At 50.6% G+C, this 25,123-nt stretch carries 22 protein-coding genes and 1 pseudogene; 6 read left to right on the plus strand and 17 right to left on the minus strand.

The genetic code is table 11. The annotated features are described in order from the left end of the window. Positions 1–74: 74 nt before the first annotated feature. From FYJ35_RS10510 to FYJ35_RS10525, 4 genes are all read right to left on the minus strand, one after another. Positions 75–815 carry a lysophospholipid acyltransferase family protein gene (locus FYJ35_RS10510; protein ID WP_154526295.1) on the minus strand — a complete coding sequence of 247 codons (741 nt, stop codon included), beginning with the start codon at positions 813–815 and terminating at the stop codon, positions 75–77. A 304-nt stretch (positions 816–1,119) separates the two neighbouring features. Beyond that, on the minus strand, positions 1,120–1,389 hold the full coding sequence (gene spoVG / locus FYJ35_RS10515) for a septation regulator SpoVG (protein WP_154526297.1): 270 nt from the start codon (positions 1,387–1,389) through the stop codon (positions 1,120–1,122). A 42-nt stretch (positions 1,390–1,431) separates the two neighbouring features. After that, positions 1,432–2,550 (minus strand): glucose-1-phosphate adenylyltransferase subunit GlgD, encoded by a 1,119-nt coding sequence (glgD, locus tag FYJ35_RS10520; RefSeq protein ID WP_154526299.1) that lies wholly within the window; start codon positions 2,548–2,550, stop codon positions 1,432–1,434. Then, positions 2,547–3,821: a glucose-1-phosphate adenylyltransferase gene (locus FYJ35_RS10525; RefSeq protein WP_277067914.1), complete on the minus strand. Its 1,275-nt coding sequence runs from the start codon at positions 3,819–3,821 to the stop codon at positions 2,547–2,549. Before FYJ35_RS10525 ends, glgD begins: the two co-directional genes overlap by 4 nt. 396 nt (positions 3,822–4,217) lie before the next feature. Here FYJ35_RS10525 and murC point away from each other — a divergent pair, with 396 nt between their 5' ends. The 4 genes from murC to FYJ35_RS10545 all read left to right on the plus strand — a co-directional run bounded on the left by murC (position 4,218) and on the right by FYJ35_RS10545 (position 9,556). After that, positions 4,218–5,600, plus strand: coding sequence for a UDP-N-acetylmuramate--L-alanine ligase (gene murC / locus FYJ35_RS10530; protein WP_321049569.1), 1,383 nt, complete (start codon positions 4,218–4,220; stop codon positions 5,598–5,600). A 207-nt stretch (positions 5,601–5,807) separates the two neighbouring features. Further along, the gene (locus FYJ35_RS10535; RefSeq protein ID WP_154526303.1) at positions 5,808–7,025 is read left to right on the plus strand and encodes a DnaD domain protein; all 1,218 of its coding nucleotides are present in this window, start codon (positions 5,808–5,810) and stop codon (positions 7,023–7,025) included. A gap of 7 nt (positions 7,026–7,032) precedes the next feature. Beyond that, on the plus strand, positions 7,033–8,184 hold the full coding sequence (locus tag FYJ35_RS10540; RefSeq protein ID WP_154526305.1) for an ATP-binding protein: 1,152 nt from the start codon (positions 7,033–7,035) through the stop codon (positions 8,182–8,184). Positions 8,185–8,353: 169 nt separating this feature from the next. Next, positions 8,354–9,556 (plus strand): ribose-phosphate pyrophosphokinase, encoded by a 1,203-nt coding sequence (locus FYJ35_RS10545; protein ID WP_154526307.1) that lies wholly within the window; start codon positions 8,354–8,356, stop codon positions 9,554–9,556. A 337-nt stretch (positions 9,557–9,893) separates the two neighbouring features. On the opposite strand, the gene FYJ35_RS10550 is transcribed toward FYJ35_RS10545, so the two are convergent. The 4 genes from FYJ35_RS10550 to FYJ35_RS10565 all read right to left on the minus strand — a co-directional run bounded on the left by FYJ35_RS10550 (position 9,894) and on the right by FYJ35_RS10565 (position 15,454). Then, the gene (locus tag FYJ35_RS10550) at positions 9,894–11,075 is read right to left on the minus strand and encodes a phosphoribosylaminoimidazolecarboxamide formyltransferase (protein WP_154526309.1); all 1,182 of its coding nucleotides are present in this window, start codon (positions 11,073–11,075) and stop codon (positions 9,894–9,896) included. After that, the gene (locus tag FYJ35_RS10555) at positions 11,072–11,797 is read right to left on the minus strand and encodes an IMP cyclohydrolase (RefSeq protein ID WP_154526311.1); all 726 of its coding nucleotides are present in this window, start codon (positions 11,795–11,797) and stop codon (positions 11,072–11,074) included. The genes FYJ35_RS10550 and FYJ35_RS10555 overlap by 4 nt, the downstream gene beginning before the upstream one ends. 230 nt (positions 11,798–12,027) lie before the next feature. Next, positions 12,028–14,160: an ATP-binding protein gene (locus FYJ35_RS10560; protein WP_205839807.1), complete on the minus strand. Its 2,133-nt coding sequence runs from the start codon at positions 14,158–14,160 to the stop codon at positions 12,028–12,030. A 148-nt stretch (positions 14,161–14,308) separates the two neighbouring features. Beyond that, positions 14,309–15,454, minus strand: a complete 1,146-nt coding sequence (locus FYJ35_RS10565; RefSeq protein ID WP_154526315.1) for a metallophosphoesterase family protein — start codon at positions 15,452–15,454, stop codon at positions 14,309–14,311. Positions 15,455–15,564: 110 nt separating this feature from the next. Between FYJ35_RS10565 and deoC the strand changes: the two genes are divergently transcribed. Together deoC and mscL are read left to right on the plus strand one after the other, a co-directional pair. Then, positions 15,565–16,224, plus strand: a complete 660-nt coding sequence (gene deoC, locus FYJ35_RS10570; RefSeq protein WP_154526317.1) for a deoxyribose-phosphate aldolase — start codon at positions 15,565–15,567, stop codon at positions 16,222–16,224. A gap of 159 nt (positions 16,225–16,383) precedes the next feature. Beyond that, complete coding sequence (gene mscL / locus FYJ35_RS10575; protein ID WP_154526319.1) at positions 16,384–16,842, plus strand: large conductance mechanosensitive channel protein MscL; 459 nt, start codon at positions 16,384–16,386, stop codon at positions 16,840–16,842. Between the two features lie 104 nt (positions 16,843–16,946). On the opposite strand, the gene FYJ35_RS10580 is transcribed toward mscL, so the two are convergent. The 9 genes and pseudogenes from FYJ35_RS10580 to FYJ35_RS10620 form a co-directional block, all read right to left on the minus strand. Then, on the minus strand, positions 16,947–17,633 hold the full coding sequence (locus FYJ35_RS10580) for a D-lyxose/D-mannose family sugar isomerase (protein ID WP_154526321.1): 687 nt from the start codon (positions 17,631–17,633) through the stop codon (positions 16,947–16,949). A gap of 4 nt (positions 17,634–17,637) precedes the next feature. After that, positions 17,638–17,982 (minus strand): annotated as a pseudogene (locus FYJ35_RS10585) (class II fructose-bisphosphate aldolase); the annotation flags it as partial. Positions 17,983–18,045: 63 nt separating this feature from the next. Then, positions 18,046–19,023: a class II fructose-bisphosphate aldolase gene (locus FYJ35_RS10590; RefSeq protein WP_154526325.1), complete on the minus strand. Its 978-nt coding sequence runs from the start codon at positions 19,021–19,023 to the stop codon at positions 18,046–18,048. 69 nt (positions 19,024–19,092) lie between these two features. Continuing rightward, positions 19,093–19,875, minus strand: coding sequence for a MurR/RpiR family transcriptional regulator (locus FYJ35_RS10595; protein ID WP_154526327.1), 783 nt, complete (start codon positions 19,873–19,875; stop codon positions 19,093–19,095). 6 nt (positions 19,876–19,881) lie between these two features. Then, the gene (locus FYJ35_RS10600) at positions 19,882–21,201 is read right to left on the minus strand and encodes an ADP-dependent glucokinase/phosphofructokinase (RefSeq protein ID WP_154526329.1); all 1,320 of its coding nucleotides are present in this window, start codon (positions 21,199–21,201) and stop codon (positions 19,882–19,884) included. A gap of 25 nt (positions 21,202–21,226) precedes the next feature. Beyond that, on the minus strand, positions 21,227–22,063 hold the full coding sequence (locus FYJ35_RS10605; RefSeq protein WP_154526331.1) for a carbohydrate ABC transporter permease: 837 nt from the start codon (positions 22,061–22,063) through the stop codon (positions 21,227–21,229). Between the two features lie 3 nt (positions 22,064–22,066). Next, the gene (locus FYJ35_RS10610) at positions 22,067–22,972 is read right to left on the minus strand and encodes a carbohydrate ABC transporter permease (RefSeq protein WP_154526333.1); all 906 of its coding nucleotides are present in this window, start codon (positions 22,970–22,972) and stop codon (positions 22,067–22,069) included. A 79-nt stretch (positions 22,973–23,051) separates the two neighbouring features. After that, positions 23,052–24,347 (minus strand): ABC transporter substrate-binding protein, encoded by a 1,296-nt coding sequence (locus FYJ35_RS10615; protein ID WP_154526335.1) that lies wholly within the window; start codon positions 24,345–24,347, stop codon positions 23,052–23,054. A gap of 628 nt (positions 24,348–24,975) precedes the next feature. Next, positions 24,976–25,122 (minus strand): hypothetical protein, encoded by a 147-nt coding sequence (locus FYJ35_RS10620; protein ID WP_154526337.1) that lies wholly within the window; start codon positions 25,120–25,122, stop codon positions 24,976–24,978. Between the last annotated feature and the right edge of the window lies 1 nt (position 25,123).

The following is a 25,123-nucleotide window of genomic DNA, read 5'->3' on the forward strand; positions in this document are numbered from 1 at the left end:
CTTCCCGGCACGATCCCTGAAGAAAGACTTAAGACTTTCTGAATCGTGCCTTCTCCTGCCGGGCCTTCCAGGATTCAAAGCCTGTCATGGTTCTTCACGACCATCTCCTGAACGATCTCCCGGGTCTTTGCGCCGATCCCCTTCAGCTCCTCCCGGGACATACCGGCTGTCTCAATCGGTTTTCCGTATTCGATGATGACATGCCCGCCTTTCACCTTCGGGAAATGATTCTCAAAGAGATCTCTCGTCCCGCAGATGGCTACCGGCACGATCGCGCACTTCGTCTTGGTCACGATCTTGAATGAACCCTCATGAAATGGCAGAAGCTCCCGCTCATCATCGCCGGTGTTCCGCTTCCCCTCCGGGAAGATGAACATCGAGACACCCTTCTTCACGGTTCCGATTGCCCTCACAATGCTCTCAAGGTTCTGTCTGATGTCATCCTTTACGAGAAACTCGCAGTACAGCCGTTTCATCCAGATCGGCAGGATCGGCACCTTCTCAAAGTCGCTCTTGGCCACGAACGCCGTGATCGGCGGCAGCTGCGGATAGGTCAGGATCACATCAAAATAACTCCTGTGGTTCCCGACAAACAGCACCGGCCTGTCCTTCGGAATATTTTCAAGTCCGCAGGTATCCAGCCTGATCCCGCAGGGCAGCTTTACCATCCGGAAGCCGAACTGCACCATCCGGAAGCTTGTCCGGTCGCCGAGCGTCGGCCACTTTTTCCTGAGCAGTCCCAGAATTCCCAGATACGGCAGTGTCACAATCAGATAAAGGGCCGCCATGATCAGCGCGCCGATTGCTCTCAGCATCTCATTTCCTCCCGGTGCATCTCCTGCACCCCCCTCCTTACAGCCCTGCCACTTTGGGCAGACGACTATGCATGATATCGGTATCCATTCCTGCCGCAGATGCGAATCAGACCTTTTCGCAGGCATCCGGCTGCGCAGGATCTCCGGCCTGTACAGTTCTGCCCCGCCGACAGTCGTTTTCCAGTATACTAGCTCGCCTGGGCGTTCGCAAGAAAAGCCGCAGGACCCTTGTCCCACGGCTCATCTCACAGATCTATTACTGTTTGTGTTTGTGATGGATCCGTCATCAGAAATACATTCCGGTCTACTCTTCGGTCGTCTGAATGGCTTTCTCGTACTCGGTCAGGATGATGTCCTGCATCTGCTGGCGGGTCTCGGAATTGATCGGATGCGCGATATCCCGGTACTCCCCCTCCGCAGTCTTGCGGGAAGGCATCGCAATAAACAGCCCCTTCTCGCCTTCGATCACCTTGATGTCATGGACGACGAACTCGCCGTCGATCGTGATCGAAACCACAGCCTTCATCTTGCCTTCTTTGGAGAACTTCCTTACTCTTACATCAGTAATCGTCATACAAATCACCTATCAGACATGCCTTTCTATCCCTACTTTTGATTATAGGACGTAACGTTCATCTGACTCGATGACGATCTTGATACCATCATCTCCGTTATAATAAGTATTGGCGCGAATGGTGTCGCGACTTTCCACGATGCAGTTTTCCAAATGAACATTGTCACCAAGATACACATCGCTCAGCACGATGGAGTTCTTGATTACACAGTTTTCTCCTACAAATACATTGCTGAATAAAATCGAATTTTCAACAGCGCCATTGATGATCGATCCCGCGGAAATGAGACTGTTTTTTACCTCGCTTCCCGGATTGTACTTCGCCGGCGGAAGATCATCGACTTTTGAATGGACTTCCGGGTATTCCCGGAAGAAGTAATCTCGGACCTCCTTCTTCAGGAAATCCATGTTCGTCCGGAAATAAGATTCCACTGACGCAATGTTGCTCCAGTAGCTGTCAATCTTATACCCGAAGATCTTCCTGACTCCCTTGTAGCGGATCAGGATGTCACGGACGAAATCAAACCTCCCTTCCTCTGCACTCTTCTCAATCAGCTCGATCAGCTGCCGTCTCCGCACCACATAGATTCCGCACGATATCGTATTTGCGTCGGAAGCCATCGGCTTTTCCTCAAACTGCTCAATCCTGCAGTTCTCATTCATCCTCAGGACGCCGAACCTGGAGACGTCTTCTCCCGGCGGGAGCTGCTTGCACACGACCGTGATATCCGCCTTCTTGGCGATATGATACTCGAGCACCTTGTTAAAATCAAGCTTATAAACCCCATCCCCTGAGGCAATCACCACATACGGCTCATGGCAGTTTTTCAAAAAATCCAGATTCTGGTAAAGCGCATCCGCCGTTCCTCTGTACCAGAAGCTGTTGTCTGCCGTCACGGTCGGCGGAAAGACAAACAGCCCGCCCTGCTTTCTTCCGAAGTCCCACCACTTGGAGGAGCTCAGATGCTCGTTCAGGGAACGTGAATTATACTGCGTCAGGACCGCTACCTTCTGGATCCTCGAATTAGACATTGAACTGAGTGCAAAGTCAATGCTTCTGAAGCTGCCCGCAATCGGCATCGCCGCGATCGCTCTCTTGTTGGATAACTCCCTCATGCGGTAGCTGTTGCCGCCCGCAAGGATCATACCTACCGCTCTCATGACACAACACCTGCCTTATCCAGAATCCCGCCGCTGGCGAGCTGTCCGTCCGGGTAATCCTCCGGAACTGTCCTGCCGGTTACAGCAGTATTGCGCCCGATGCGCACATTCGGGGGAACCTCCGTGTCCTCCCCTACAACTGCAAGGCCATAGCCGTAGATCTTCGGCTTCACCCGGTTCGGTACCGCGTCTCCGCAGCCTATGACCGCTCCCTGTCCGATATGGGCATTCTCCGCAACGATCGCCTTGTCCAGGACCGCCCCGTCTTCGATCACCGCGCCATGCATCACGATGGAGTCCCGGATCTTTGCTCCGCGTCCGATCATGACCCCGTTGCCGATGACGGAATTGGTCACCTCTCCGCTGACCTCTGTCCCGTTCCCGATCAGGCACCGGTACAGCCGCGCATCCGGCGAAATGTACTGCGGCGGAATGATGTCGTTCTTTGTATAGATCTTCCAGAATTCCTCGTAGAGATTGAATTCCGGCACGATATCGATCAGCTCCATGTTGGCTTCCCAGTACGAGCCGAGCGTCCCGACATCCTTCCAGTAGCCATTGAATTCATATGCGCACAGATTCCGTCCGCTGTTGAAGCAGTATGGAATGACATGCTTGCCGAAATCACAGTTTTCCTGCTCGGACAGCGCCACCAGCGCATCCCTCAGGACCGGCCAGCTGAAGATATAGATGCCCATCGATGCCAGATTGCTCTTCGGATGTTCCGGCTTCTCCTGAAATTCCTGGATTTTACCCTTCCCGTCCGTAATCACAATTCCAAACCGGGAGGCATCCTCCTGCGGAACCGGCATGACGGCAACTGTCACATCCGCGTTATGCGATTTATGGTAGTCAAGCATCACCTCATAATCCATCTTGTAGATATGGTCGCCGGATAAGATCAGCACATAATCCGGATGATACTGCTCCATGTAAGCCAGATTCTGGTAAATCGCATTCGCAGTTCCTGTATACCACTCCGTCTTCCCCGCCTTCTCATACGGCGGGAGAATTGTGACGCCGCCCTCATTGCGGTCCAGATCCCATGGAATGCCGATGCCGATATGAGTATTGAGTCTCAGAGGCTGATACTGTGTCAGAACACCGACTGTATCGATTCCCGAATTGATGCAGTTGCTGAGCGGAAAATCGATGATCCGGTACTTTCCCCCGAACGTAACAGCCGGCTTTGCAACCTTCGCCGTCAGTACGCCGAGGCGTGACCCCTGACCGCCCGCAAGAAGCATTGCGATCATCTCTTTTTTCATCACGCTATCACCCCTACCCCCTGTCATTTATTTGTTAGATGACAATATTATACCACAATCGCTTTTGGCATGTGAACAATTTTCACAAATTCATAAAACATATCGCGCGTTTTTTGTTCTTATTGTTCAGTTATTTCAAGATACATACACACTTGCAAATATTTACATTGTATATGCATATGAAAGCAGTAACTCCCCCGCCTTTTCCCCTTCCAAGGGCCTGTGCATATTGCCCCGGTAGCTGTGCATTCCGTCCGACTCCTTTTCTGCTTTTCCCTTCCGGGGTCCTGCGCATGTTGCCCCGGAAGCTCTGCACTCAACTGCTGCTATTTTCAAACCACGGACAATAGCGTATACTGTGGATGCATCATTCAAACGCAAGGAAGGAGTTTCACAATCGTGTATCAGATTGATTTCATTCATCCCTGCCATGTCCATTTTATCGGAATCGGCGGGATTTCCATGAGCGGACTTGCATCCGTTCTTGTCAAGGAAGGATTCACCGTCACCGGCTCGGATGCGAAGAAGTCCAGGATGACGGAGGCGCTTGAGGCAAAGGGAATCCGGATTGACTATCCCCAGAAGGCTGAAAATATCCGCCCGGAGGCTGACGTCATCGTCTACACCGCAGCCATCCATCCGGACAATCCCGAGTTCTCAGAAGCTGTACGCCTCCGCAAGCCGATGCTCACGCGGGCACAGCTACTCGGTCAGATTATGGCGAACTATGACAATTCCATCGCCATATCCGGAACACACGGCAAGACAACCACGACCTCCATGCTCTCCTGCATCCAGCTGCAGGCCGCCATGGATCCGACCATTTCCGTCGGGGGAATCCTGAAGGAGATTGGCGGAAATATCCGCGTCGGGGATTCAGAGAATTTCATCACGGAAGCCTGCGAGTACACGAACAGCTTCCTGAGCCTCTACCCGAAAATCGGACTGATTCTGAACATCGACGCGGATCACCTGGACTTTTTCAAGGATCTGGACGACATCCGCCATTCCTTCCACCGTTTTGCCTGCAATATCAGGAAGGGCGGAACGCTTGTCATCAGCGGCGCAATTCCGAATCCTGCGGAGATCACAGAGGGCATCAGTGCCGATGTGGTCACCTACGGCACAGAAGGCTCCGACTACTATCCGGTGAATATTACCTATGATGAGCGGGGGATCGGTTCCTTCGACGTAAGCCATCACGGGAAAAACCTCGGCCATTTCCGTCTCGAAATCCCGGGTGAACACAATATCCAGAACGCCACAGCAGCCATCGCCGTCTCCGACCTGCTCGGCATCTCCATGGAAGATGTCCGGGAGGGCCTTCTTTCCTTCGGTGGGGCAGACCGCCGTTTCCAGATCAAAGGCGAGTGGAAGGGTGCGACCATCATTGATGACTACGCGCATCACCCGACGGAAATCCGCGCAACGCTGAAGGCAGCGGAAAACTATCCGCACCGGAAGATCTGGTGCGTCTTCCAGCCTCATACCTATACCCGGACAAAAGCGCTCATGAATGACTTTGCGGACGCGCTGTCGATGGCGGATACGGTTGTGCTGGCAGATATCTTCGCCGCCCGTGAGAAGGACAACCTGGGGATCAGCTCCGACACGCTCCGGCAGAATATCGCAAACCTCGGAACGGACGCCTACTATTTCCCGTCTTTCCACCAGATTGAAGACTTTCTTGCTGAAAGCGTTCAGCCCGGAGACCTGGTCATCACGATGGGTGCCGGCGATGTCGTGAAGATCGGAGAGGAGCTGCTGGCAGGCGGACAGTAAGGATGCCGCCCTGCACTGTATGATCCACACTCACCCCTGCGTTCCCGCAGGGGTGTTCTTTTTACAGCCGCCAGCACGGGTGTGGATTTTTCTGCGGATAAAGTGGGGATAAGTCGCCGCCTTCCCGGCGGCTGTCTTCCCGGTTCCTGTGTTATACTGTTCGTCACAGACAAACCGGAATCAGATTCTGAAGGGAGCTCTTGATCCATGATCGTAACCAGTCCGTCCGATAATGGCGTCACGCTGATTGATAATTTGTTCATCGACCACTATATGGCAGACGCCAATGGTGAATTTGTCAAAATATACCTGTATCTTGTCCGCTGCGCCTGCCCGGGCCGGGATGTCTCGATCCCCGGCATCGCAGATTTCTTCGAGCAGACCGAGGGAGATGTCCGCCGGGCGTTGAACTATTGGAAAACACAGGGACTGGTGGACCTGGTGCAGGATGCCTCCGGCCAGATCTCCCAGATTGTTCTGAGGTCATGCAGCTGTGCCCCTGCAGGCGCAGCTTTTCAGACAAAAGGTGCATCCGTCCGCGTCACCGCCGCTTCTATGCCTTCTGAGACCGGTCTGCCTCAGTCCGGCGCCGGGAGCCAGGCAGAGACTCCTCTTCCACAGTCTGATTCGCGGCAGCAGACAAATGAGATGCATCCGGCAAATATCCCGGCATCCACCGGCTCAGAGGCCTCCGGGACACCTCCGGTCGAGGAGGCTCACCAGCACAAGCAAAGCCGCCAGCTCAAGCGTGCTGAGCTTGGAAAGCTGTACTACGTTGCCGAGATCTATTTCCAGCGGAATCTCTCGTCCGCGGAGATGAGCATGATCGACTATTTTGTAAACGATCTGGACATGTCCGCCGATCTGGTCGAGTATCTGCTCGAATACTGCATCGGCAAGGGGCACACAAGCGTGCGGTACATGGAGACAGTTGCGCAGAACTGGGTTGCGCAGAACATCACGACCGTCCAGCAGGCGAAGGATGAGTCGCGCAGCTTCGGCGGTGACTACACCGTGATCCTGCGCGAGCTTGGGCTGACCCGGAAACCGGCTCCCGCCGAGACTGCCCTGATGGACAAATGGCTGTCGGAATATGCATTCTCGCTCGATCTCATCAAGGAAGCCTGCCGGCGGACGGTGCTCCAGGCCTCCTCCCCCAGCCTGAGCTATGCAGACAGCATCCTGACGCGCTGGCACAATGCTTCCGTCCGCTCACTGCAGGATGTTGCCAGGCTGGACGCCGACCATGAGGCCTCCAAGTCCGACCAGAAGAATGTGGAAAAGCCGAAAAGCGGGCAGAAACGAGCCGGACAGTCAAAAAGCCGGCTTCAGGCAGGCGGGCATTTCAGCAGCTATGGCCACGAGGATCTGGACTGGAACGCAATCGGGCTGCAGATCATGAAGAATCAGAAACAGGAGTCTTGAGAATAGTATGAGTCTTACCAGATCACAGTACGATGCTGTCATGCGTCTGTATGACAGAAGACAGATTGAAGACCACCGCATCATGGAGGAGCGCCGGCGCAAGGCCTATGCGGCCATTCCGGAGCTTGCATCGATCGATGCAGGCGTCGCGGACGCTGCCGTCAGGCGGCTGCGCGGACTTTTCGGACTGGAACCGAAGGAAACCGTGGATGCCGGGTCCCCAGTCCAGTCAGGTTCTGCTCCGTCCATAAGGTCCAGGGCGCAGGGCGAATCCGGCGCGCTGATACAGGCAGGCGCTTCTCCGCGTCTGGACCCAGAGGATGCGGAAGCAGCTGCCTCCCCGGCAGCCATGTCCCCGGAGGCTCGGAAGCGGTCGCTCCTGAGCCGGCACGGTTTTCCGGAGGACTATCTGGATCCGGTCTGGCAGTGCCCAGACTGCCGCGACACCGGCTTCGTCGGGCAGAAGCAGTGCCACTGCTTCCGTCAGGCAGTTGTGAATCTTTTCTACACGCAGTCCGGTCTGGCGGATATCCTTCAAAAGGAAAACTTTGAGACGTTTTCCCTGGACTGGTATCCGGAGGATCTGATCAGCCCGGCGACAGGCATGTCCTCCCGCAAGTCGATGGAGCATGTCCTGAGCGTGTGCCGGGATTTTGCCACGCGGTACGATTCACAACAGCACCCTTACCTGCTTCTGTACGGCGAGTCCGGAAGGGGAAAGACCTTTCTCTCCCACTGTATCGCCAGAGAGCTGATGAACAGCGCCCACTCCGTGATGTACTACTCGGCGAAGGAGCTCTTTGACCGCCTGGCGGATCTCCGCTTCCGCTCCGGAGATGCTGACCGTCAGGGGGCGGCTGACCCCGTCTCCTCGTTTGATCCGGAGTACCTACTGACAAGTGACCTTCTGATCATCGACGATCTCGGAACCGAACTGCCGAACGATTTCACCAAGAGTGAATTCTTCGGAATGCTGAACGGAAGGCTCAGCGCAGGGAAAGGCATCATCATTTCGACGAACCTTTCTCCGCAGGAGCTGTCGGATATCTATTCGCCGCGCATCATGTCACGGATTCTGGAGAATTTTCAGCTGCTGAACCTCTTCGGAAGGGATATCCGGATTCAGAAACGGATGGCAGACAGTCTGGGACACACTTGACCATTTCCCCCTTCATGGTAAAATGTACGCGGCATGGGAACTGCACCGTGATGAACTGCCCGGCGGACGGTCCGGATGGCAGCCCTTATGGGGTATCCGGACGGCTGCGTGCCATGCAGGTGTAAAGCAGCGTGCCGGCGCCTTTGAACTACATATACAGGAGAATACTATGACTACAGCCGCAAAGCGAAATCGTGAATCTCTTCCGGTCGGCGACCTTGGGATCATTGCTCTGCAGTCGAGCAAAGAGCTCGGCAGCAAGGTGAACGATTACATCGTAGAATGGAGGTCCGAGCGGGATCACCGGCACAAGGCCCTCCCGCAGCTTGAAGGATACGCCCGGGACAACTACCTGATCCGTACGGAGAATCCGAGATTCGGAAGCGGGGAAGGCAAGGGAATCATCTACGACTCCATCCGCGGTGAAGATCTGTATATTCTGATCGACGTCTGCAATTACAGTCTCACCTACAAGATGCGCGGCAAAACGAACCATATGTCCCCGGACGATCATTTTCTGGATCTGGAGCGGATGATTTCCGCCATCGGCGGCAAGGCCAGACGGATCAATATCATCATGCCGTACCTGTATGAGAGCCGCCAGACCGGCAGAAACGGACGTGAGTCGCTGGACTGCGCGCAGGCACTGAAGGATCTGGTCCAGATGGGCGTCGAAAATATCATCACCTTCGATGCACATGAGCCGAGAATCCAGAACGCGATCCCGCTCTCCGGCTTCGAGAACTTCCGGCCGATCTACCAGTTCATCAAGGGACTGTATCGCGCGTGTCCGACATTTGACGTTTCTCCGGACAGACTGCTGATTGTCAGCCCGGACGAGGGAGGCGCTTCACGTGCCATCTATATGGCCAACGTACTCGGCGTCGATATGGGCATGTTTTACAAGAGAAGAGATTATACCACCACCGTGAACGGGCAGCACCCGATCGTTGCACACGAATTCCTCGGTGCGGACGTGGCCGGTAAGGATGTCGTCATCATCGATGACATGATCTCCTCCGGCGAAGGCGTCATTGAGATTGCGAAGCAGCTCAAAAAGCGCAAGGCAGAACGGATCTTCATCTGTGCAACCTTCGGACTGTTCACAGACGGGCTGGAGAAGTTCGATAAGGCCTACAAGAAGGGGCTGTTCAATGCCATCCTGACGACAAACCTGACCTATCAGAAGCCGGGCCTTCTGGAGCGGGAATGGTACCAGAGCTGTGACCTGTCCAAGTTCATCGCGCTGATCATTGATACCCTGAACCACGACGGTTCCCTCAGCGAGCTGCTGAATCCGGTGGACCGGATCAACAAATTTCTCGCCAAGAAGGGCGTAGTGAGAGCCACAGACGCGGAAACCAGTGTCTGACCGCCACATGCTCCTGACTGCAGAGGACATGACTTGGCATTGCCTGATCTTCTGACGCACCGGAGGAGACAGAACCAGATTGGACGAATACCGACGGAGGAGACACCCCTGACGCTGCGGAGGGTACTCCTGGCGCTGCAGAAATGTAAAGCCTTGTTGATTATACCGTTGAAAGAGCAAATAAGGGGTACTCCCGCTGCTGCAGGTGCAGCGATCATACCCCGGATATATAAAAACAGAAAAAGCGGGCTGCCCGCTGCGGATGGATTTCCGCAGAAGGCAGCCCGCTTATCATTTGCTGACAATCGGTTTTCTATGGATGCGGGATGCGCCGCTTTCAGTGATGGAACAGCCGGATGCCTGTGAAGACCATCGCCATGCCATATTTGTCACAGCACTCGATGACAGCGTCGTCCCGGATCGATCCGCCCGGCTCCGCCACATACTTCACGCCGCTTCTGTACGCCCGCTCGATGTTGTCGGAGAACGGGAAGAAAGCATCTGATCCCAAGGTGACATCCTTGAGCTGACTCAGCCATTCTCTCTTTTCCTGCGCTGTGAGCGGCTCCGGTTTTCTTGTGAAAACACGCTCCCAGGCACCGTCCTCGAGCACGTCCTCCGGCCACTCTCCCATGTAGACATCGATCGCATTGTCGCGGTCCGCACGGTGCACATCATCACGGAAGGGCAGGTTCAGCACCCTCGGAGACTGTCTCAGCCACCAGTTGTCCGCCTTGGAACCTGCCAGGCGGGTGCAGTGGATTCTGGACTGCTGCCCGGCCCCGATTCCGATCGCCTGTCCGTCCTTGACGTAGCAGACGGAGTTAGACTGCGTATACTTCAGTGTAATCAGGGAGATCTTGATATCCCGGACCGCCTCCGGTGTCAGCTCCTTATTCTTTGTCACAATATTCGAGAGAAATGCATCATCGATGACCAGGTTCTGTCTGCCCTGCTCGAAGGTCACTCCGAACACCTGCTTGTGTTCGATCGCAGCCGGCTGATAGGAGGGATCGATCTGAATGACAACATAGCTGCCCTTCTTCTTTCCCTTCAGGATCTCCAGCGCCTTCTCCGTGTATCCCGGTGCGATGACGCCGTCGGATACCTCCCTGCGGATGACGGAAGCAGTGTCCTCATCGCAGATGTCCGAAAGAGAGATGAAATCCCCGAACGAGCTCATCCTGTCCGCACCTCTCGCCCGGATATAGGCACAGGCAAGCGGGGAAAGGTCTTCCTTCATGTCATCTACCCAGTAGATTTTCCGGAGCGTTTCCGTCAGTGGAAGACCGACTGCCGCGCCTGCCGGAGAAACGTGCTTGAAAGAAGTGGCCGCCGGGAGGCCGGTCTCGCGCTTCAGCTCGCTGACAAGCTGCCAGCCGTTGAGCGCATCCAGGAAATTGATGTATCCCGGGCGTCCGTTCAGAACGGTCACCGGAAGGTCAGATCCATCCTCCATGAAGATTCTGGCCGGCTTCTGATTCGGGTTGCATCCATACTTCAGCTGAATTTCATTCATACTGCGCCTCCCTGGTTTTTATTGACAATTCTCGATTCGTATCGTCCTGTTTCGATGTTGATGTAACGGACAAACAGAGACACCTTGTTCTCCGCATTCAGATTCTTCCAGACCAGAGTCGTGAAGGCATCAATATCTCCGGAAATCCCGACCTTTGTCGGCTCTCCCTCAAAGCTCGGGAGCGGATTGCCATCCGAAATATACGTGTGGATAAAGTGCCCGACACCTGCCTTCGGATGTTCATAATCGAATGTGAACCGCTCGCAGGAGGACGGATCCCCGTCCGCGCTTTTCAGGATGGACATCCTGTATTCAAAATAACCTTCCCGCACACTCAGCAGTGCGGATATCCTCGGCGTATAATTCGGACCGTCCGGCTCAAACTCGCGGCATCTGAGCGACTGGCCAAAGGTCTGTCCCTTCTGAAGTCCCTCCCACACCGTGTCGGTCTGATCTCCATTTGTCACGATGGTATTGGTTCCAAGCACTCTGACCGGCGCATAGATGATCAGGCTCGGGTCTTCCATCTTCGACGGATCAAATGCCTGCGTCCGGATCCCCTCTCCATCCTGAACAAATATGCGGTTACGGCTGTTTGCGCTTCTGCCCATGATGAAATACGCTGTGACGGCGCTTTTCCCATCCTCGGAAACCCCGACAACAATCCCACGCCCCGGGTACGGATTTCCTGAAAGTTCTGCGGCAAGTGATCTCAGTTCCATGCAAGCCTCCTGTCCCTGTTCACTGTTCGATATGCCTGTCCGGCATCTGTCCAATTCCAGACCGGCATCTTCTGCCGGCACGGTTAGAATAAGAAGAAACAATCCGGCTGTCAAGCTGACAGTTTTTCGGCTGATGCCGGGCCGGATTCTGACCCGCGATACGGTTTTCCGTAAGCCCTCCGCCGACTTCACAGGGCTTCGAGCTTTCCTGTCAGAAACTTCTACCCTCTTTACAGAGCTTCGAGCTTTCCGGCCAGCAGCTTCTCCCGGCTCTGGCAGGTAAACAGCAGTGTCTGTCTCCCGCTTCCCGCCAGGAACGTCAGCGCGTTCTTCAGACGCTCGTCATCGTACATGGCAAAGGGCTCATCCAGCAGAAGCGGCAGATTTTTCCCTCCTGATAAAAGCTCTCCTGCCGCAATGCGCAGCGCAAAGTAGATCTGGTTCATCGTCCCGAAGCTCACCTGGGAGATTTTCAGCAGCCGGTCCGGGGTATTGATGTTGACATCCATCCGGTCGTCCAGAGAAATGCTGCTGTACCTGCCCCCTGTCATCTGAACGAGCAGCTCGGATACCCTCCGCGAGAATTCTTCTCCCGTCTCCCGGTAAATCGCACCGGACAGGCGCTGAATCCGCTCAATCGCAAGGCTCAGCGCATCCAGATCCTCATCCTGTTTCCGAAGGCTGTCCTTCTCCCCGGACAGCTTTCCGAAGGCTTCGTCCAGCTGAACCAGCTTCTGCTGCTTTTCCGTCAGCTCTCGCTCCAGCGCATCGTTCCGCCCAAAGGCCGCCGCCTCCCTCAGCGCTGCAGTCTCCTGTCCCTGCGCACCGTGCTGGCCGGAAGCCGCCGCCTGCCCCTGCGCGGTATTCTCTTGTCCCAACGCATCACGCCTGCCGGCTGTCGGCTGCTGTTCAGTCCCCGCGGGCTGTTCAGCTCTTCTCTGCCGTTCATCTGCCATAATCCTGGCAACATCCGCCGCCATCTCCTGCCGGGAGCGTTTTTCCTCCTCGCGCATGACGTCCTCGCGCCTGCGGTCAAGTCGGCGCATCCGCGCCTCCAGCTCCGGATCAACAGAATGATCCCTGTAGCCAAGCAGACGATTCAGAACTGTGTATCGTTTCACTGACCGCTCGGCCTTTCGAAGTCTGCGCCGGCTCCGTTCACTCTGAAGCTCCTCTTTCCGGATCCGGAGCGCCGCGAGAAGTCCCAGGACCGCAAAGATGCCGGCAAGGGCAAAAAGAAGAATGCGGAGAATGCCACTCTGTGCAAAGACGCTACACAGCACCGCCATCACAGCCGCCGCAGCAAGAAGGACCGGCAGAACCGGCGGAACCCGCTCCAGTCCTGTGTCCGCCTCGCCGCCTGATGACTGCGTGGCTGCACTGCTCTGCCCCCAGCCTGTGTCCGGCTCGCCTCCTGCTGACTGTGTGGCTGCACTGCCCTGTCCCCGGCCTGTGTCCGGCTCGCCTCCTGCTGACTGTGTGGCTGCACTGCCCTGTCCCCGGCCTGTGCCCGGCTCGCCTCCTGCAGATTGTGTGGCTGCGCTGCCCTGCCTCCAGCTTGTGTCCGGCGCTATGCCCGCTGTTTGCCCGGCTAACGGCTGTCCGTCTGCATGGCCTTCCTGCCTGTTATCTGTCTCAGGCGCGGCAGACTGCCCGAATCCGGTCTGGAGCCTCCTCTCAAAGGTAACCGGGCGGTCCTGCTGACTTTCCCTAAGCCGAGCCTGCAGGCGTCCGATTTCCGCGCGCACAAATTCAGCCTCCTGCAGGTTATCGGCCACAAGCCCGGAAATCTTGTCAAGCTTCTGTTTTTTTTCCGCCTGAAGCTCCCGATGTCTCTTTTTCAGCTGGTCAACCGCCGCCGTGACATCTGTCTGCGTGCTGCCCGCCTGCTCCACACGAACCAGGTAATCCCTAAGATGCTCGCCCAGCTGGCTGTCAGTCCGGGCTTGTGCCTGCCGGATATAGAATGTATTCAGAAAATCCCCCTCACTCATGCCGCCTGTCAGCTCTGTGAGAAAGGCCTCCGGATTCTCAAGCTCCCGGCTCTCTGTCTCACAGACAACGCGAAGACTTTCATCCTTCTTCAGAAAATTCCGCTCGATCCGGTAGATGGAATTCCCCTTATGCACCTTCATCACACCTGCAAAATAGTCCGGATTGTCCCACGGCTGCCGAAGCTGATATTCATCGAGATTCTTCGATCTTGTTTTCTGGATTCCGTACAGCATTGCACAGATAAACGAAAGAATCGTACTCTTCCCGGATTCATTTCCGCCTTCTATAATGTTAAGCCCCGCATGAAATGAAATCCGCATATCCGAGAACTTCCCGTAATGCTTCAGCCAGCACTCAAGAATCTGCATACCGCTCTCCTCCTGCATCGCCCCGCGCGTTATTTCTGCTGCCTGCCACGCCGTTGCTCTGCCTGATCAATCCACCGGTTGCCCCGGTCATGCCATAGTCCTCCCTGGCAGCGTTATTATTCTGCCCGGCAGGACCGTGCCGGTATCCTCAGTTTCTCCCGGCAAGCAGCGCTTCCAGGCCGGCCATCAGGGCCTTTCGCTGCACATCCGACAGCCCCGCCAGCAGTCTCTGGTCATAAGACGCATCCGTCTGGCTGGAAGAAATGTCAGAACCGGCAGGCTGGCGTTCTGCCACGCAATTCCGCTGCGCATCCTGCTCGAAGCTTTCAATGTAGCGGCCGATCAGCTGCCCCTTGTATGTCTGCCGGAGCATTTCCAGATGAAGCGCCGGCGTTGTCTGGTCACTGACGCTCAGAATCATCCCACAGCCGGCAAGCAGCTCTGTGTCAAAATGAACCCCGATTCTGCACTGTCCCCTGAGCACGATCTTGTAGATATTGTCACTGCCGCGTTTTCTGATCGCAGATACGACCTCGTCCCGGAGCGAAAGCGCTGTGTCTTCCTCATTCACCGTAACCGTCATCGTGACATACTCCCGCTTCGCCTTCTCCACGAACCGAAGATGGACGGAATGCCCATGTGTCTCCCCGACGATATAGCCATGCGGTCCTTCATCGCCCGCATCAATTGGCGAAAGCGCCCCGCTGTAGGCGGCTCTGTCCTTCAGAAGGATCTGCGGCTTGTGGATATGTCCCAGCGCGATATAGTCAAACCCGGAGCGCTCCATCTCCTCCGTCCGATACGGAATGTGAAGCGCATCACCCCCGTGCGCCAGCAGGATATGAAAGGCACCATTCTCATCTGGCATAAGCCCGTCATAGAGCGGCTTGTCAATCTGGGGACGGTCATACGAAAAACCGTACACCTCGCAGCCAAACTGCGTGAACGTAATACACTCGCAGCCATCAGAACCAAGCACAGCGACATTTTCAGGGAAATGAAACCGCCGCCACGCACTTTCCTTTGTCATGCAGTCATGATTCCCGGCAATCAGCGCAAAGCATACGCCCGGGCAGGACGAGAACAGGTAACTGACCTCCCGGAGCATCTGCTCATCCGGTGGGTTGTGAAACAGGTCCCCGGCAATCAGCACCAGGTCTGCATGCATATCTGCTGCGTCATGAACAGATTCCTGAAACGTCTCCCAGATCTCCCGGCGCCTCTGGCTGCCCCACTCCGTCTTTCCGTCCGGGGTGCAGCCCAGATGCACATCCGCCATATGAATAAACCGCATAGAATCTGCTCCTTCCGTCTGACTTCAACATCTTTATTTCATAGCATATTGATGCTCACTTATGGTAACATAATCATATCAAACGAAGGAGAAAGGTGGAATCACCCAGAATGAATCATGAAGAGATTTTAAAAAAAGTCGACCACACACTTCTCAAGCAGACTGCCACCTGGGATCAGATCAGATCGCTCTGTGACGATGCGATTCGCTATCAGACAGCCTCCGTCTGCATTCCGCCCTGTTATGTGAGACAGGCAAAGGAGTATGTCAAAGACCAGATGCGCATCTGCACGGTAATCGGCTTTCCAAACGGAAACACAACCACTGCGGTAAAAGCATTCGAGACAAAGGAAGCGCTTGACGGCGGTGCGGATGAGATCGATATGGTGATCAACATCGGCGCGCTGAAAGAGGGCGATGATTCATACGTTCAGAATGAAATCCGGACCCTGAAGGAAATCTGCGGCAGCCACATCCTGAAGGTTATCATCGAGACCTGTTTGCTTACAGAAGAGGAAAAAATACGGATGTGCAGGATCGTCACGCAGGCCGGAGCAGACTTCATCAAAACCTCGACCGGGTTTTCGACGGCCGGTGCCACCTTTGAGGATGTCAGGTTGTTTGCGCAGTACGTTGGCGGGCAGGTGCGCATCAAGGCAGCCGGCGGGATTTCCTCATTTGATGATGCAGAGACCTTCATCCGGCTCGGCGCAGACAGACTCGGAACCAGCCGCCTGGTGAAACTTGCAAAGGAAGAGCAGGAGGCCTGACCTCCCTGGTTCATTCATCATCCTGCTTGGCAGCTATCTGGCGTGATGCTATACTGTGTTTGTTTATGGCAGCCATGGCTTGTGTGACAGGAGGAATCCCTTCCGGCCAGGCGCCGCAATCCGTATCCGTTCGCTATCTGCAGAGGGAGGAAGATTACCATGAGTCTTATGAAGGAATTCAGAGAGTTCATATCGCGCGGAAACGTCGTCGATATGGCTGTCGGTGTCATCGTCGGCGGCGCGTTCAGCACCATCGTCAACTCACTGGTCAACGACATCATCATGCCGGTGATTTCGATCGCAACAGGCAAGATCGATTTCTCCAGTATGTTCATCGCACTGAACGGTGAACATTACGCCAGCCTGAATGCCGCGAAGGACGCCGGCGCTGCTGTATTTGCCTATGGCAGCTTCATCCAGAATGTCATCCAGTTCCTGCTGATTGCCTTTGTCCTGTTCATGGTCATCAAGGGAATCAACAAGGCTCACGATACCTTCGAGAAACCGAAGCCGGCAGAGGCTCCAACCACGAAGATCTGTCCGTTCTGCAAGAGCGAGATTCCGGTAGATGCAACCAGATGCCCGCACTGCACCTCAGAGCTTCCGAAGGAATCCTGAATATAAATCCCGAATATAGAAGCGGCGGCCAGTCCACAGGACCTGAAATATCCAGTTCCCGGACTGACCGCCGTTTTTTATTTCACGTTCCTACTTCAATTTGATCAATTTTCCGCTGCAGGGTACTCATTGCACAGCAGCCGATACGGAGGTTCATCCTCGTCGATGGCCGGGAACCTTCCGACACGCTTATCATAGAAGAAATTATCGTGCTCATCATCATTGCACTGCGAGACTTCCCCGATCAGGATATTGCCTGTTCCCGGTACGCCATGGAATTCATGATACAGGTGCGGATAGATTGTGATCGACTGACCCGGGTTCAGCGTAACCGCTGTACCCGCCGGCACCATGTACCTTCTTCCATCCGACTGCACTTCCACATCCTTGTCAGAAAGGCCGCCCTTGCCGTCATCCAGGTAAACCTTGATCTGCAGAACGCCGCCGCCACGGTTGATAATATCCTCCGACTTATAATCATGGTAATGCATCGGCGCATACATATCATCCCGCATGTAGATATACTTCTCTGCATATACCTTCTTGTACTTTGGGTTGTGCTGGTTCCCATTCCGAAGGGTAATCAGCGCAAACCCGCACTTGTTGAAGTCTCCGAGGCCGAAATCCGTGATGTCCCATCCAAGCATATTGTCACGGATCTCATCGTACTCATGATTCTTGCTTTTCCAGTCCTCAGGTGTAAAAGTGCAGAAAGGCGGCAGAAAACATCTGTGCTCCCTCAGCATCCCTTCCATCTCTTTGATGACCGCATTGATTTCAGATCGCTTCATATCCTCAGCTCTCCTTCAGATTCGAGAATACCGAAATTGTATGGATGTATGTCTTTTTCATCGACTCCATCCCCCAGGTCGCGATATCATGGAAATATACGTTCCCGTCTCCTGCCTCCGACACGTGCTCACGGACAGCATCCCCTGCGAATTTTGCAGCATACGTGTAGAAGTTGATCTTCCGTACACCATTCTGGATGCATCTGCGGAAGTCCTCATCGCTCAGACCGGATCCTCCGTGCATCACCACCGGCTTTCCGGTCTTTTCAAGGATCACCTTGATCCGGTCGACGTCCAGCTTTGGGGCCTTGAGATAAATACCGTGGACCGTCCCGAAGGAGCAGGCCAGTATCTATTTTAAATATTTTTCCTAAAATGCATTACTTCTCATTTTGTATAGAAAGGTCAGATGTCAATACAATGATGCCTTTCCTTCCGAGCCGAACCAGCGAATTCTCTCGGCAGCCACTACCTGCATCGACTGAACGCAAGGCGGCTGAATTGCATTCGGTTCACGAAGCGATGTGTCCTGAAGAACCTCTCGCATCTTATTGTAGTACGGTTTTTTTATGTCTGTTGAAATATTGATTTTATTGATTCCAAGTCTGGATGCCTCCTGCAGCTCCTCTGGCTTATTGCCAGATCCTCCATGAAGAACAAGCTTCGTGTCCAGTCCAGCATCAACTAATGCCTTTTTAATCGCCTTCAGACGATCAAGTTTCAGTTCTGGAACCTGATCCTTCGGATAGTCTCCATGAGAAGTACCAATTGCAATTGCCAACGTATCGCATCCTGTTTCCTTTACGAATCTCAATGCATCTTCCGGCTCTGTGTATTTAATAACTGAGTTATCGACAATCTTGTTTTTCTCATCAATGACACCAATCGTTCCCAATTCAGCTTCTACTGAAACATTTGCAAAATGGTACGACTGTGCATAATGCCAATGATTCTTATCTTCTGGATCATCTGCCTTTCTGGGATCATCTTCTGCCTCTACAGTCGTATAAGAAACCGCTGCATGGGCTGCTTCAACGACCTTTTTTGTTATCGCAACATTTTCATCAAACGGAAGTGCCGATGCATCAATCATGACCGAAGAAAACCCTGCCCTAATTGCTGCCATAACACTTTTGAAGGAATCTCCATGATCCAGATGGATTACAACTGGAATCGGAGATAGAGATGCACGCTTAATCATTCCTTCAATAACGTCTGAACCGATATGCTTTAATTCTGTTGGATGAATCTCTACAATCACTGGTGCATTCATTCTCTCAGAAATATCCATGATTCCGTTAAACATTGCATAATCGGCAATATTGAATGCTGGAATCGCAAACTTATTTTTATCTGCTACCTCGAGAAGTTCCTTCATGTTCAATAACATAATTACTATCCTCCTAATATTTGTGCTTGAACTAATATGTTATCATGACCTGAACACCTTTTATGGAATTCAGTCATTTACCAGGAAATTTAATAAGGTGTCCACAATTACTATCTCATTGAGATATGAATAGACCTTATGAAAACACTCGGAGCTTGCCACACCATTGCTTAGAAATACATAGTCTGACAACTTGGAGAGAGATGAACTCGATACAGCGGTGATAGCAATAATCGGAAGCCCTTTATCCTTCGCAAGCTGTGTTCCTTCAATTACAGATGAAGACTCTCCAGATTTTGAGATCGATATCAGAATATCGTCTTTGTCCGCAAAGCTTAACTGGCTAATCGTATACAAAGGATCGCGATAATATGAACTTTTTATCCCAATTTTTTCTAACCGGAACCCCATATATTGTGTAATATTTGCCGTATTTCCCACTGCCAGTAAATGGACACATCCAGCATGTTTGATTAACCCGGTGCTTAACTCTAGTGTCCTTTGATTGATAGATTTTCCGACCGCTGTTATAGAATCACAAAAATCTTCAATCATCCCTTTGATATCACCTCCAGGCGATGACGGCCGTCCGTCTATTTTCTTGCTCCCAAGATCCATTGCGAGTGATAGACGAAACTGACTATATCCGTTATATCCCAGGTTATGACAAAGTCGTACAACTGTTGCATCACTTGTCCCACTTCTTCCTGCCAAGTCTGAGACATTACAGTTTATTATCTCCGTCGGATGACGCATGATATAATCCATGATTCTTCTCTCAGCCGGCGAAGATTTCATATAACTCGTTCGGATTACTTCCAATACTTCTTTATCTGTCACTCTACCACCCATAATAATTCAGAAGCACATCTGTAGACCGCCCACAAAAGAATCGCCTAAGCCAATAGTATATTTAGGTTTGTCAATATAACGAGAGGGTACCAGAACTACTTCCTCGTTATAAGTATTCTTTTCAATCACTGCTCGATTTTCCAGACCTTTAGCGCTCATCTCCAAGCCAAGAACAGCTTTTACCTGCTCTGGAGTTCCATACCACCCATTTTTTGCCTTTGCGGTTGCCAGAATATTACCATACATTAATCCGCTCTCAATATCCGCACCTAACGGTCTTCCAACATACATTGCATAGTCTTTAGTATGAACAATAATTCCCTTTTGGATTCGAAACTTGTTCAACAATATATGTATACCTTCAATACAATCCAATATATTATCAGTATCAATATTCAAACTATACATTTGATCCAACGTATAGCGAAGCTCTTCCTCATTCATACCGACAATATCTACACACGGGTAGAGATTATCAAGGACCATCCTTCTGACAATCTTATCATGATAATGTGCGTCCTCATAATAAACTATTCCCGAAGAATTAGATGCCTTGTATTGCTGCACATGCTGTTGAACCCGATGAATCCTATTCAGTAAGATCTCTGGCTCCAATATGCAGTTAAAACTTGAAAGTACGATACTTGATACCCTCTTTGCATTTCGTTCGATCCACCCAAAATATTCCTCAGATAATGGAACCGTCTTATTGACTGTATTTTTTGTCAAAATCAAGCGATTAGAAGTCGGAATCGTCACTTCTTCACTTCCTAGCCTTATCACTTCTCCCTTCCGAAACTGGATAATGAAATGCAGCTCCTGTTCATGCGTCTGTTGAAGATTCCCTGTATGCGTAAGTATGTCATGATTTACCACAAATATATTCGACGTATCTAGTAACGCACACACTTCCTTCGAGTCATCTGTAAGGTGAACTAAAGATTCAGCTCCTAGTTCTGATAATGCAAGTGCTGCCTGAACCGCAGTCCCTCCCATACCATTTTTAAAGTGAAAAGCTTGCCGAATGATCTCCGTATTTTCAACATCCACCTCTCCGCCAATTCCATTCATGCAAAAGTAACAAATCGTGTGTAACAAATCCTCCATCGAATGAATGCATGAAACGCTTTTAAACTCAGATAAATGTTCGCCCGAAAGGAATTCATCAAGAAGTGAATTAAGCCGACTCGTGCTAAAATCGCAAAGTAAATCCAAGTTGCTTGTAAATCCCATTGCTGTTAATACATGGTTACTCCTTCGTTTTGCTATATTCTGCTCTAAGGATTGAAATGCACCTGCATACTTTTCTGTAAATGATTTCTCCATCTTTCACACCTGTTGATCAATTCAATCAGTTTTTAACAGCGCCAGCTGTCATTCCTGCGATAAAGTACTTCTGGAAGATAAGGAATAATACTAACACTGGGAGTGATCCCAGAACACTCATCGCCATCATCTGATTCCACTCATATGCATGCTGCCCCATTAAAAGATTAATCCCCACTGGAACAGTTCTCATATCATTCGTCTTTGTTAATGCTAACGCAAACAAATACTCATTCCAAGCATTCATGAAAGTATACATTCCCACAGAAACCATTCCTGGAACTGCCGTTGGAACAAGTATCTTCCACAGTGCTGTCCATGTACTGCCTCCATCTATTTTTACAGCCTCATCAAGTGACTTCGGAATCGTGTTAAAATATCCCGTCATCATCAGGATGCAATATGGAAGCGTTGTCACAAGGTAAGTTAGTATTAGTGCAAACAGAGTATTATATAATTTTATTGCAACAATGAGACTCAGATACGGGATCAGCAAAGTAATCGGTGGTACTGCCTGGACCGCAACAATAATTGTATTAATCACTTTTTTTCCAGGAAAATCAAATCTAGAAAAAGAATATGCTGCTAAAAGACCTATTACCAAAGTCAATACCACAACACAAGCCGTAACCAAGTATGAATTCAAAAAGAATCTGATCTCTGTCGGATTCTGGAAAATTTTTGCATATGCTTCGAAGTTAAATGACTTTGAAAACCAAATTGGCGGTTTCGCAAAGATCTCCGCATTTGGTTTAAACGAATTATCAATCATCCAGAAGATTGGAAATCCCGCCCAGATCGTACCAATTATCAAAATAATTAATACTATTATTTTACCTGATACCTTTTTCCGTCCAACCATACCTTACTCCTCAGCTATCTGACGTTTTACATAGAAGATACCGATAATCGTACATACAATCAGAAGAATAACTGCACCTGTTGAAGCAATTGAATATTGGTACTTTGTAAAAGCATATTTATAAATATATGTGCTTACTGTCTCTGTTGCATTTACCGGCCCGCCTCCTGTAGTCATCCAAATCAACGCAAATTGTTGCAAAGTCCATACAAAGTCCAGCATGATTAAACTGATTAGAATCGGTTTAATTGATGGGATTGTAACATGAAGAAACGTTTGGACACTATTTGCACCATCTAATGCGGAGGCTTCATAAATATCCGTTGAAACTCCTTGGAGTCCGGCTAAAATACTAATCATATAAAATGGATAGCCTGACCATATATTAATTAAAGTGACCGACCGTAATGCAACGTCTCTAGATGCAAGAAAAAGAACCTGTTGTTTCGAGAGATGAAGTGCCTGGATGAAAAAATTCAACACTCCATTCGGATCCAGTAGCATTCTCCATAATATAGCTATGACAGATGCTGTAAACATCCACGGAAGGGCAAATAGCACACGAAAAATTCCTTTTGTTGTGCTACTAAGGTATCTAGTGTTCAATACTAATGCAAAGGCCATTCCTATAATCATGTGAGCAATAATGCTTACAATGACAAAATACAAAGTATGACCTACCGCTTCCCAGAATTTTTTATCTGTTAAAACAGTCTTATAGTTTTGAAGCCCAACAAATACTGGGTTTTTATTTACGATAACGTTATCAAAAAAAGAATACCTAATGACCATTATGATGGGGACCATTAAGAGAATAACCATCAAAATCAGAGTAGGAGCCAAATATGCATACGAGATGCCGATCCGTCTTCTCCCTTTCTTATCCCATTTAAATCGAGTATTCGACATATTCCATGCTCCTTCATAAAAGGGGGCTGCACTGCGCTGCAGCCCCCACATTATCTATCTAAATACATCTATTATCTATTCAGCTTCCATAAACGCTTTGCCACTCACCCTGGATAGCTGAAAGTGCATCCGCAGATGAAGAAGTGTCGCCATCGAGGAAAAGAACAAGCTGTTCATTGAAGCTCCTCATCAGATCTTCAGCAGTAGGTGCTCCAGTAAACTCATTAATTGCATAACCTTCATTAAAGAACTCGTATGCCTTCTGGAAACGCTCATCATTTGAAGAATAATCTGGCTTCGCATTACTGTTACCCGGGAAAGCATTTGCAAGCTGTGCAAGCTTTGCATTGATTTCGGGGCTCATCAGATACTCAACAAACTGCATTGCTTCGGTCTTATGTTCGCAATTCTCTGCAATACCAATTCCCCAGTTTGCAACATCCATTCCGCTCTTACCAGTAAACCCATCCATTACAGGCATCTTTGCATAGTCAAAATTGATATCTGGAGATTCTTTTGTGATTGTTGTAAGATGGGATATTCCATCAACCATGAACGCAAGACGGCCATTTTCAAATTCATTGACCATATCCTGTTCCTTCATTGCTTCAACACCAGAAGAAAGATATCCCTTATCATACATAGTCTTGAAGAGTTCTGTCACTTTCGTCAATGTTTCATTATCTGTCAATGACGGCTTTCCATCCTTCAAAAGCGATCCACCCGATGCCCAAACCCAGGAAGAGAACTGATTCTGAATTCCATTCGGAGCCTCTGTGTTCAATGGAATGCAATATCCTGCCGCATCAGTATTATCTTTTATCTTCTGACATGCATCCAGGAATTCCGTCCAAGTTGAGGGTACTTCTGTTACGCCCGCTTTATCAAGAATATCCTTATTGTAATAAAGGGGGTATGCAAAATTAACAACTGGGATCATATAAGTGCTGCCTTCGTATTTAATCTGATCCGAAAGCTGACTATCATCATAGCTATCTGCCTTCATCAAGTCACTCAAGTTTGCAATTGCTCCCTGCTTTGCAAAATCATATACCCAAGATCCATCCAATCCAACAACATCTGCCATTGTCCCAGCTGCAGCGCCAGCTGCAATCTGCGTTTTTGTATCAGCATACGGATTACTTAATGTTTCAATCTTAATGCCGGTTTTATCTGTGAAACCTTTACAGATCTCATCAAGTGCACCATCTGGCAGTTCAACTCCCCACCACTGTTGAAATTCCAGCGTAACATCGCTTGCCGGTGCAGAAGCCTCTGTTTCTCCCGCAAAAGCTGTTCCCCCTACGCCAAGCCCGAGCGCCATCGCCCCCGCAAGACCGTACGTCATGGCTTTACTAAATCTGTTGTAACGCATATGCCCTCCTTATAAAATAATAACTATAATAGGAATAAAATTTTATTCCATGTTGCTCGAGAAATTATATTTCATTTATACATATAATAGCATCGATGTTTAATTTGTCAACATTTTTCTTGTTTCAATATATATTATTGTGCATTAAGTATAATTACTATATAGATTATTATGCATATTGTCTTAATATATCGTATATAATCAAATAATATTCATCTTTTCGTCTCATCCTACTATACTCTTCTACGGAAAATAATTTCATGCATTCATTTGTAGCTACTTTTTACTTTTTATAATACTCAAAACCTGTTAGGATGTTGTCCAAGTCAGCAATACCCAGCTCCAGACTATTATTGGGTTTTTCTGTAGGCGGAAACAAACAATAGAAAAGACAATCGAAGCGAAGGCTCTTGAATACAAAGAACACAAGAATTGCTAAAATCGAATGAGTGCATTTAAGAATTGATTCCGTGTCCGTATCTCAGAAGGTGCAATTATATGCTCGCACTACACCTCAGAGTTCCCGAAGGAGTCCTGAATATAGAAATGGCGGTCAGTTCACAGGGCCTGAAAAATCCAAGTCCCGGACTGACCGCCGTTTTTTTGCTTCACGTTTCCGCTTCTCCATTCAAGGTGTAAGCGTAAGCACACTGTGTTTGATCTGATCAGTTTTCCGCCACAGGGTACTCATTGTACAGAAGCCGATATGGGGATTCATTGCGATTGTCTGGAAATCCTCCCCGATGATTACCGCATTGATTCCAGATCGCTTCATA

This window comes from Porcincola intestinalis, assembly GCF_009696445.1.
GTDB classification, from domain to species: domain Bacteria; phylum Bacillota; class Clostridia; order Lachnospirales; family Lachnospiraceae; genus Porcincola; species Porcincola intestinalis.

Bases quoted from the DNA above. Each gene is read 5' to 3' on its own strand.
- FYJ35_RS10510 (WP_154526295.1), bottom strand. From the start codon at position 815: ATGCTGAGAGCAATCGGCGCGCTGATCATGGCGGCCCTTTATCTGATT.
- spoVG (WP_154526297.1), bottom strand. From the start codon at position 1,389: ATGACGATTACTGATGTAAGAGTAAGGAAGTTCTCCAAAGAAGGCAAG.
- glgD (WP_154526299.1), bottom strand. From the start codon at position 2,550: ATGAGAGCGGTAGGTATGATCCTTGCGGGCGGCAACAGCTACCGCATG.
- FYJ35_RS10535 (WP_154526303.1), top strand. From the start codon at position 5,808: ATGATCGTAACCAGTCCGTCCGATAATGGCGTCACGCTGATTGATAAT.
- FYJ35_RS10540 (WP_154526305.1), top strand. From the start codon at position 7,033: ATGAGTCTTACCAGATCACAGTACGATGCTGTCATGCGTCTGTATGAC.
- FYJ35_RS10545 (WP_154526307.1), top strand. From the start codon at position 8,354: ATGACTACAGCCGCAAAGCGAAATCGTGAATCTCTTCCGGTCGGCGAC.
- FYJ35_RS10550 (WP_154526309.1), bottom strand. From the start codon at position 11,075: ATGAATGAAATTCAGCTGAAGTATGGATGCAACCCGAATCAGAAGCCG.
- FYJ35_RS10555 (WP_154526311.1), bottom strand. From the start codon at position 11,797: ATGGAACTGAGATCACTTGCCGCAGAACTTTCAGGAAATCCGTACCCG.
- FYJ35_RS10560 (WP_205839807.1), bottom strand. From the start codon at position 14,160: ATGCAGATTCTTGAGTGCTGGCTGAAGCATTACGGGAAGTTCTCGGAT.
- FYJ35_RS10565 (WP_154526315.1), bottom strand. From the start codon at position 15,454: ATGCGGTTTATTCATATGGCGGATGTGCATCTGGGCTGCACCCCGGAC.
- deoC (WP_154526317.1), top strand. From the start codon at position 15,565: ATGAATCATGAAGAGATTTTAAAAAAAGTCGACCACACACTTCTCAAG.
- mscL (WP_154526319.1), top strand. From the start codon at position 16,384: ATGAGTCTTATGAAGGAATTCAGAGAGTTCATATCGCGCGGAAACGTC.
- FYJ35_RS10580 (WP_154526321.1), bottom strand. From the start codon at position 17,633: ATGAAGCGATCTGAAATCAATGCGGTCATCAAAGAGATGGAAGGGATG.
- FYJ35_RS10590 (WP_154526325.1), bottom strand. From the start codon at position 19,023: ATGTTATTGAACATGAAGGAACTTCTCGAGGTAGCAGATAAAAATAAG.
- FYJ35_RS10595 (WP_154526327.1), bottom strand. From the start codon at position 19,875: ATGGGTGGTAGAGTGACAGATAAAGAAGTATTGGAAGTAATCCGAACG.
- FYJ35_RS10600 (WP_154526329.1), bottom strand. From the start codon at position 21,201: ATGGAGAAATCATTTACAGAAAAGTATGCAGGTGCATTTCAATCCTTA.
- FYJ35_RS10605 (WP_154526331.1), bottom strand. From the start codon at position 22,063: ATGGTTGGACGGAAAAAGGTATCAGGTAAAATAATAGTATTAATTATT.
- FYJ35_RS10610 (WP_154526333.1), bottom strand. From the start codon at position 22,972: ATGTCGAATACTCGATTTAAATGGGATAAGAAAGGGAGAAGACGGATC.
- FYJ35_RS10615 (WP_154526335.1), bottom strand. From the start codon at position 24,347: ATGCGTTACAACAGATTTAGTAAAGCCATGACGTACGGTCTTGCGGGG.
- FYJ35_RS10620 (WP_154526337.1), bottom strand. From the start codon at position 25,122: ATGAAGCGATCTGGAATCAATGCGGTAATCATCGGGGAGGATTTCCAG.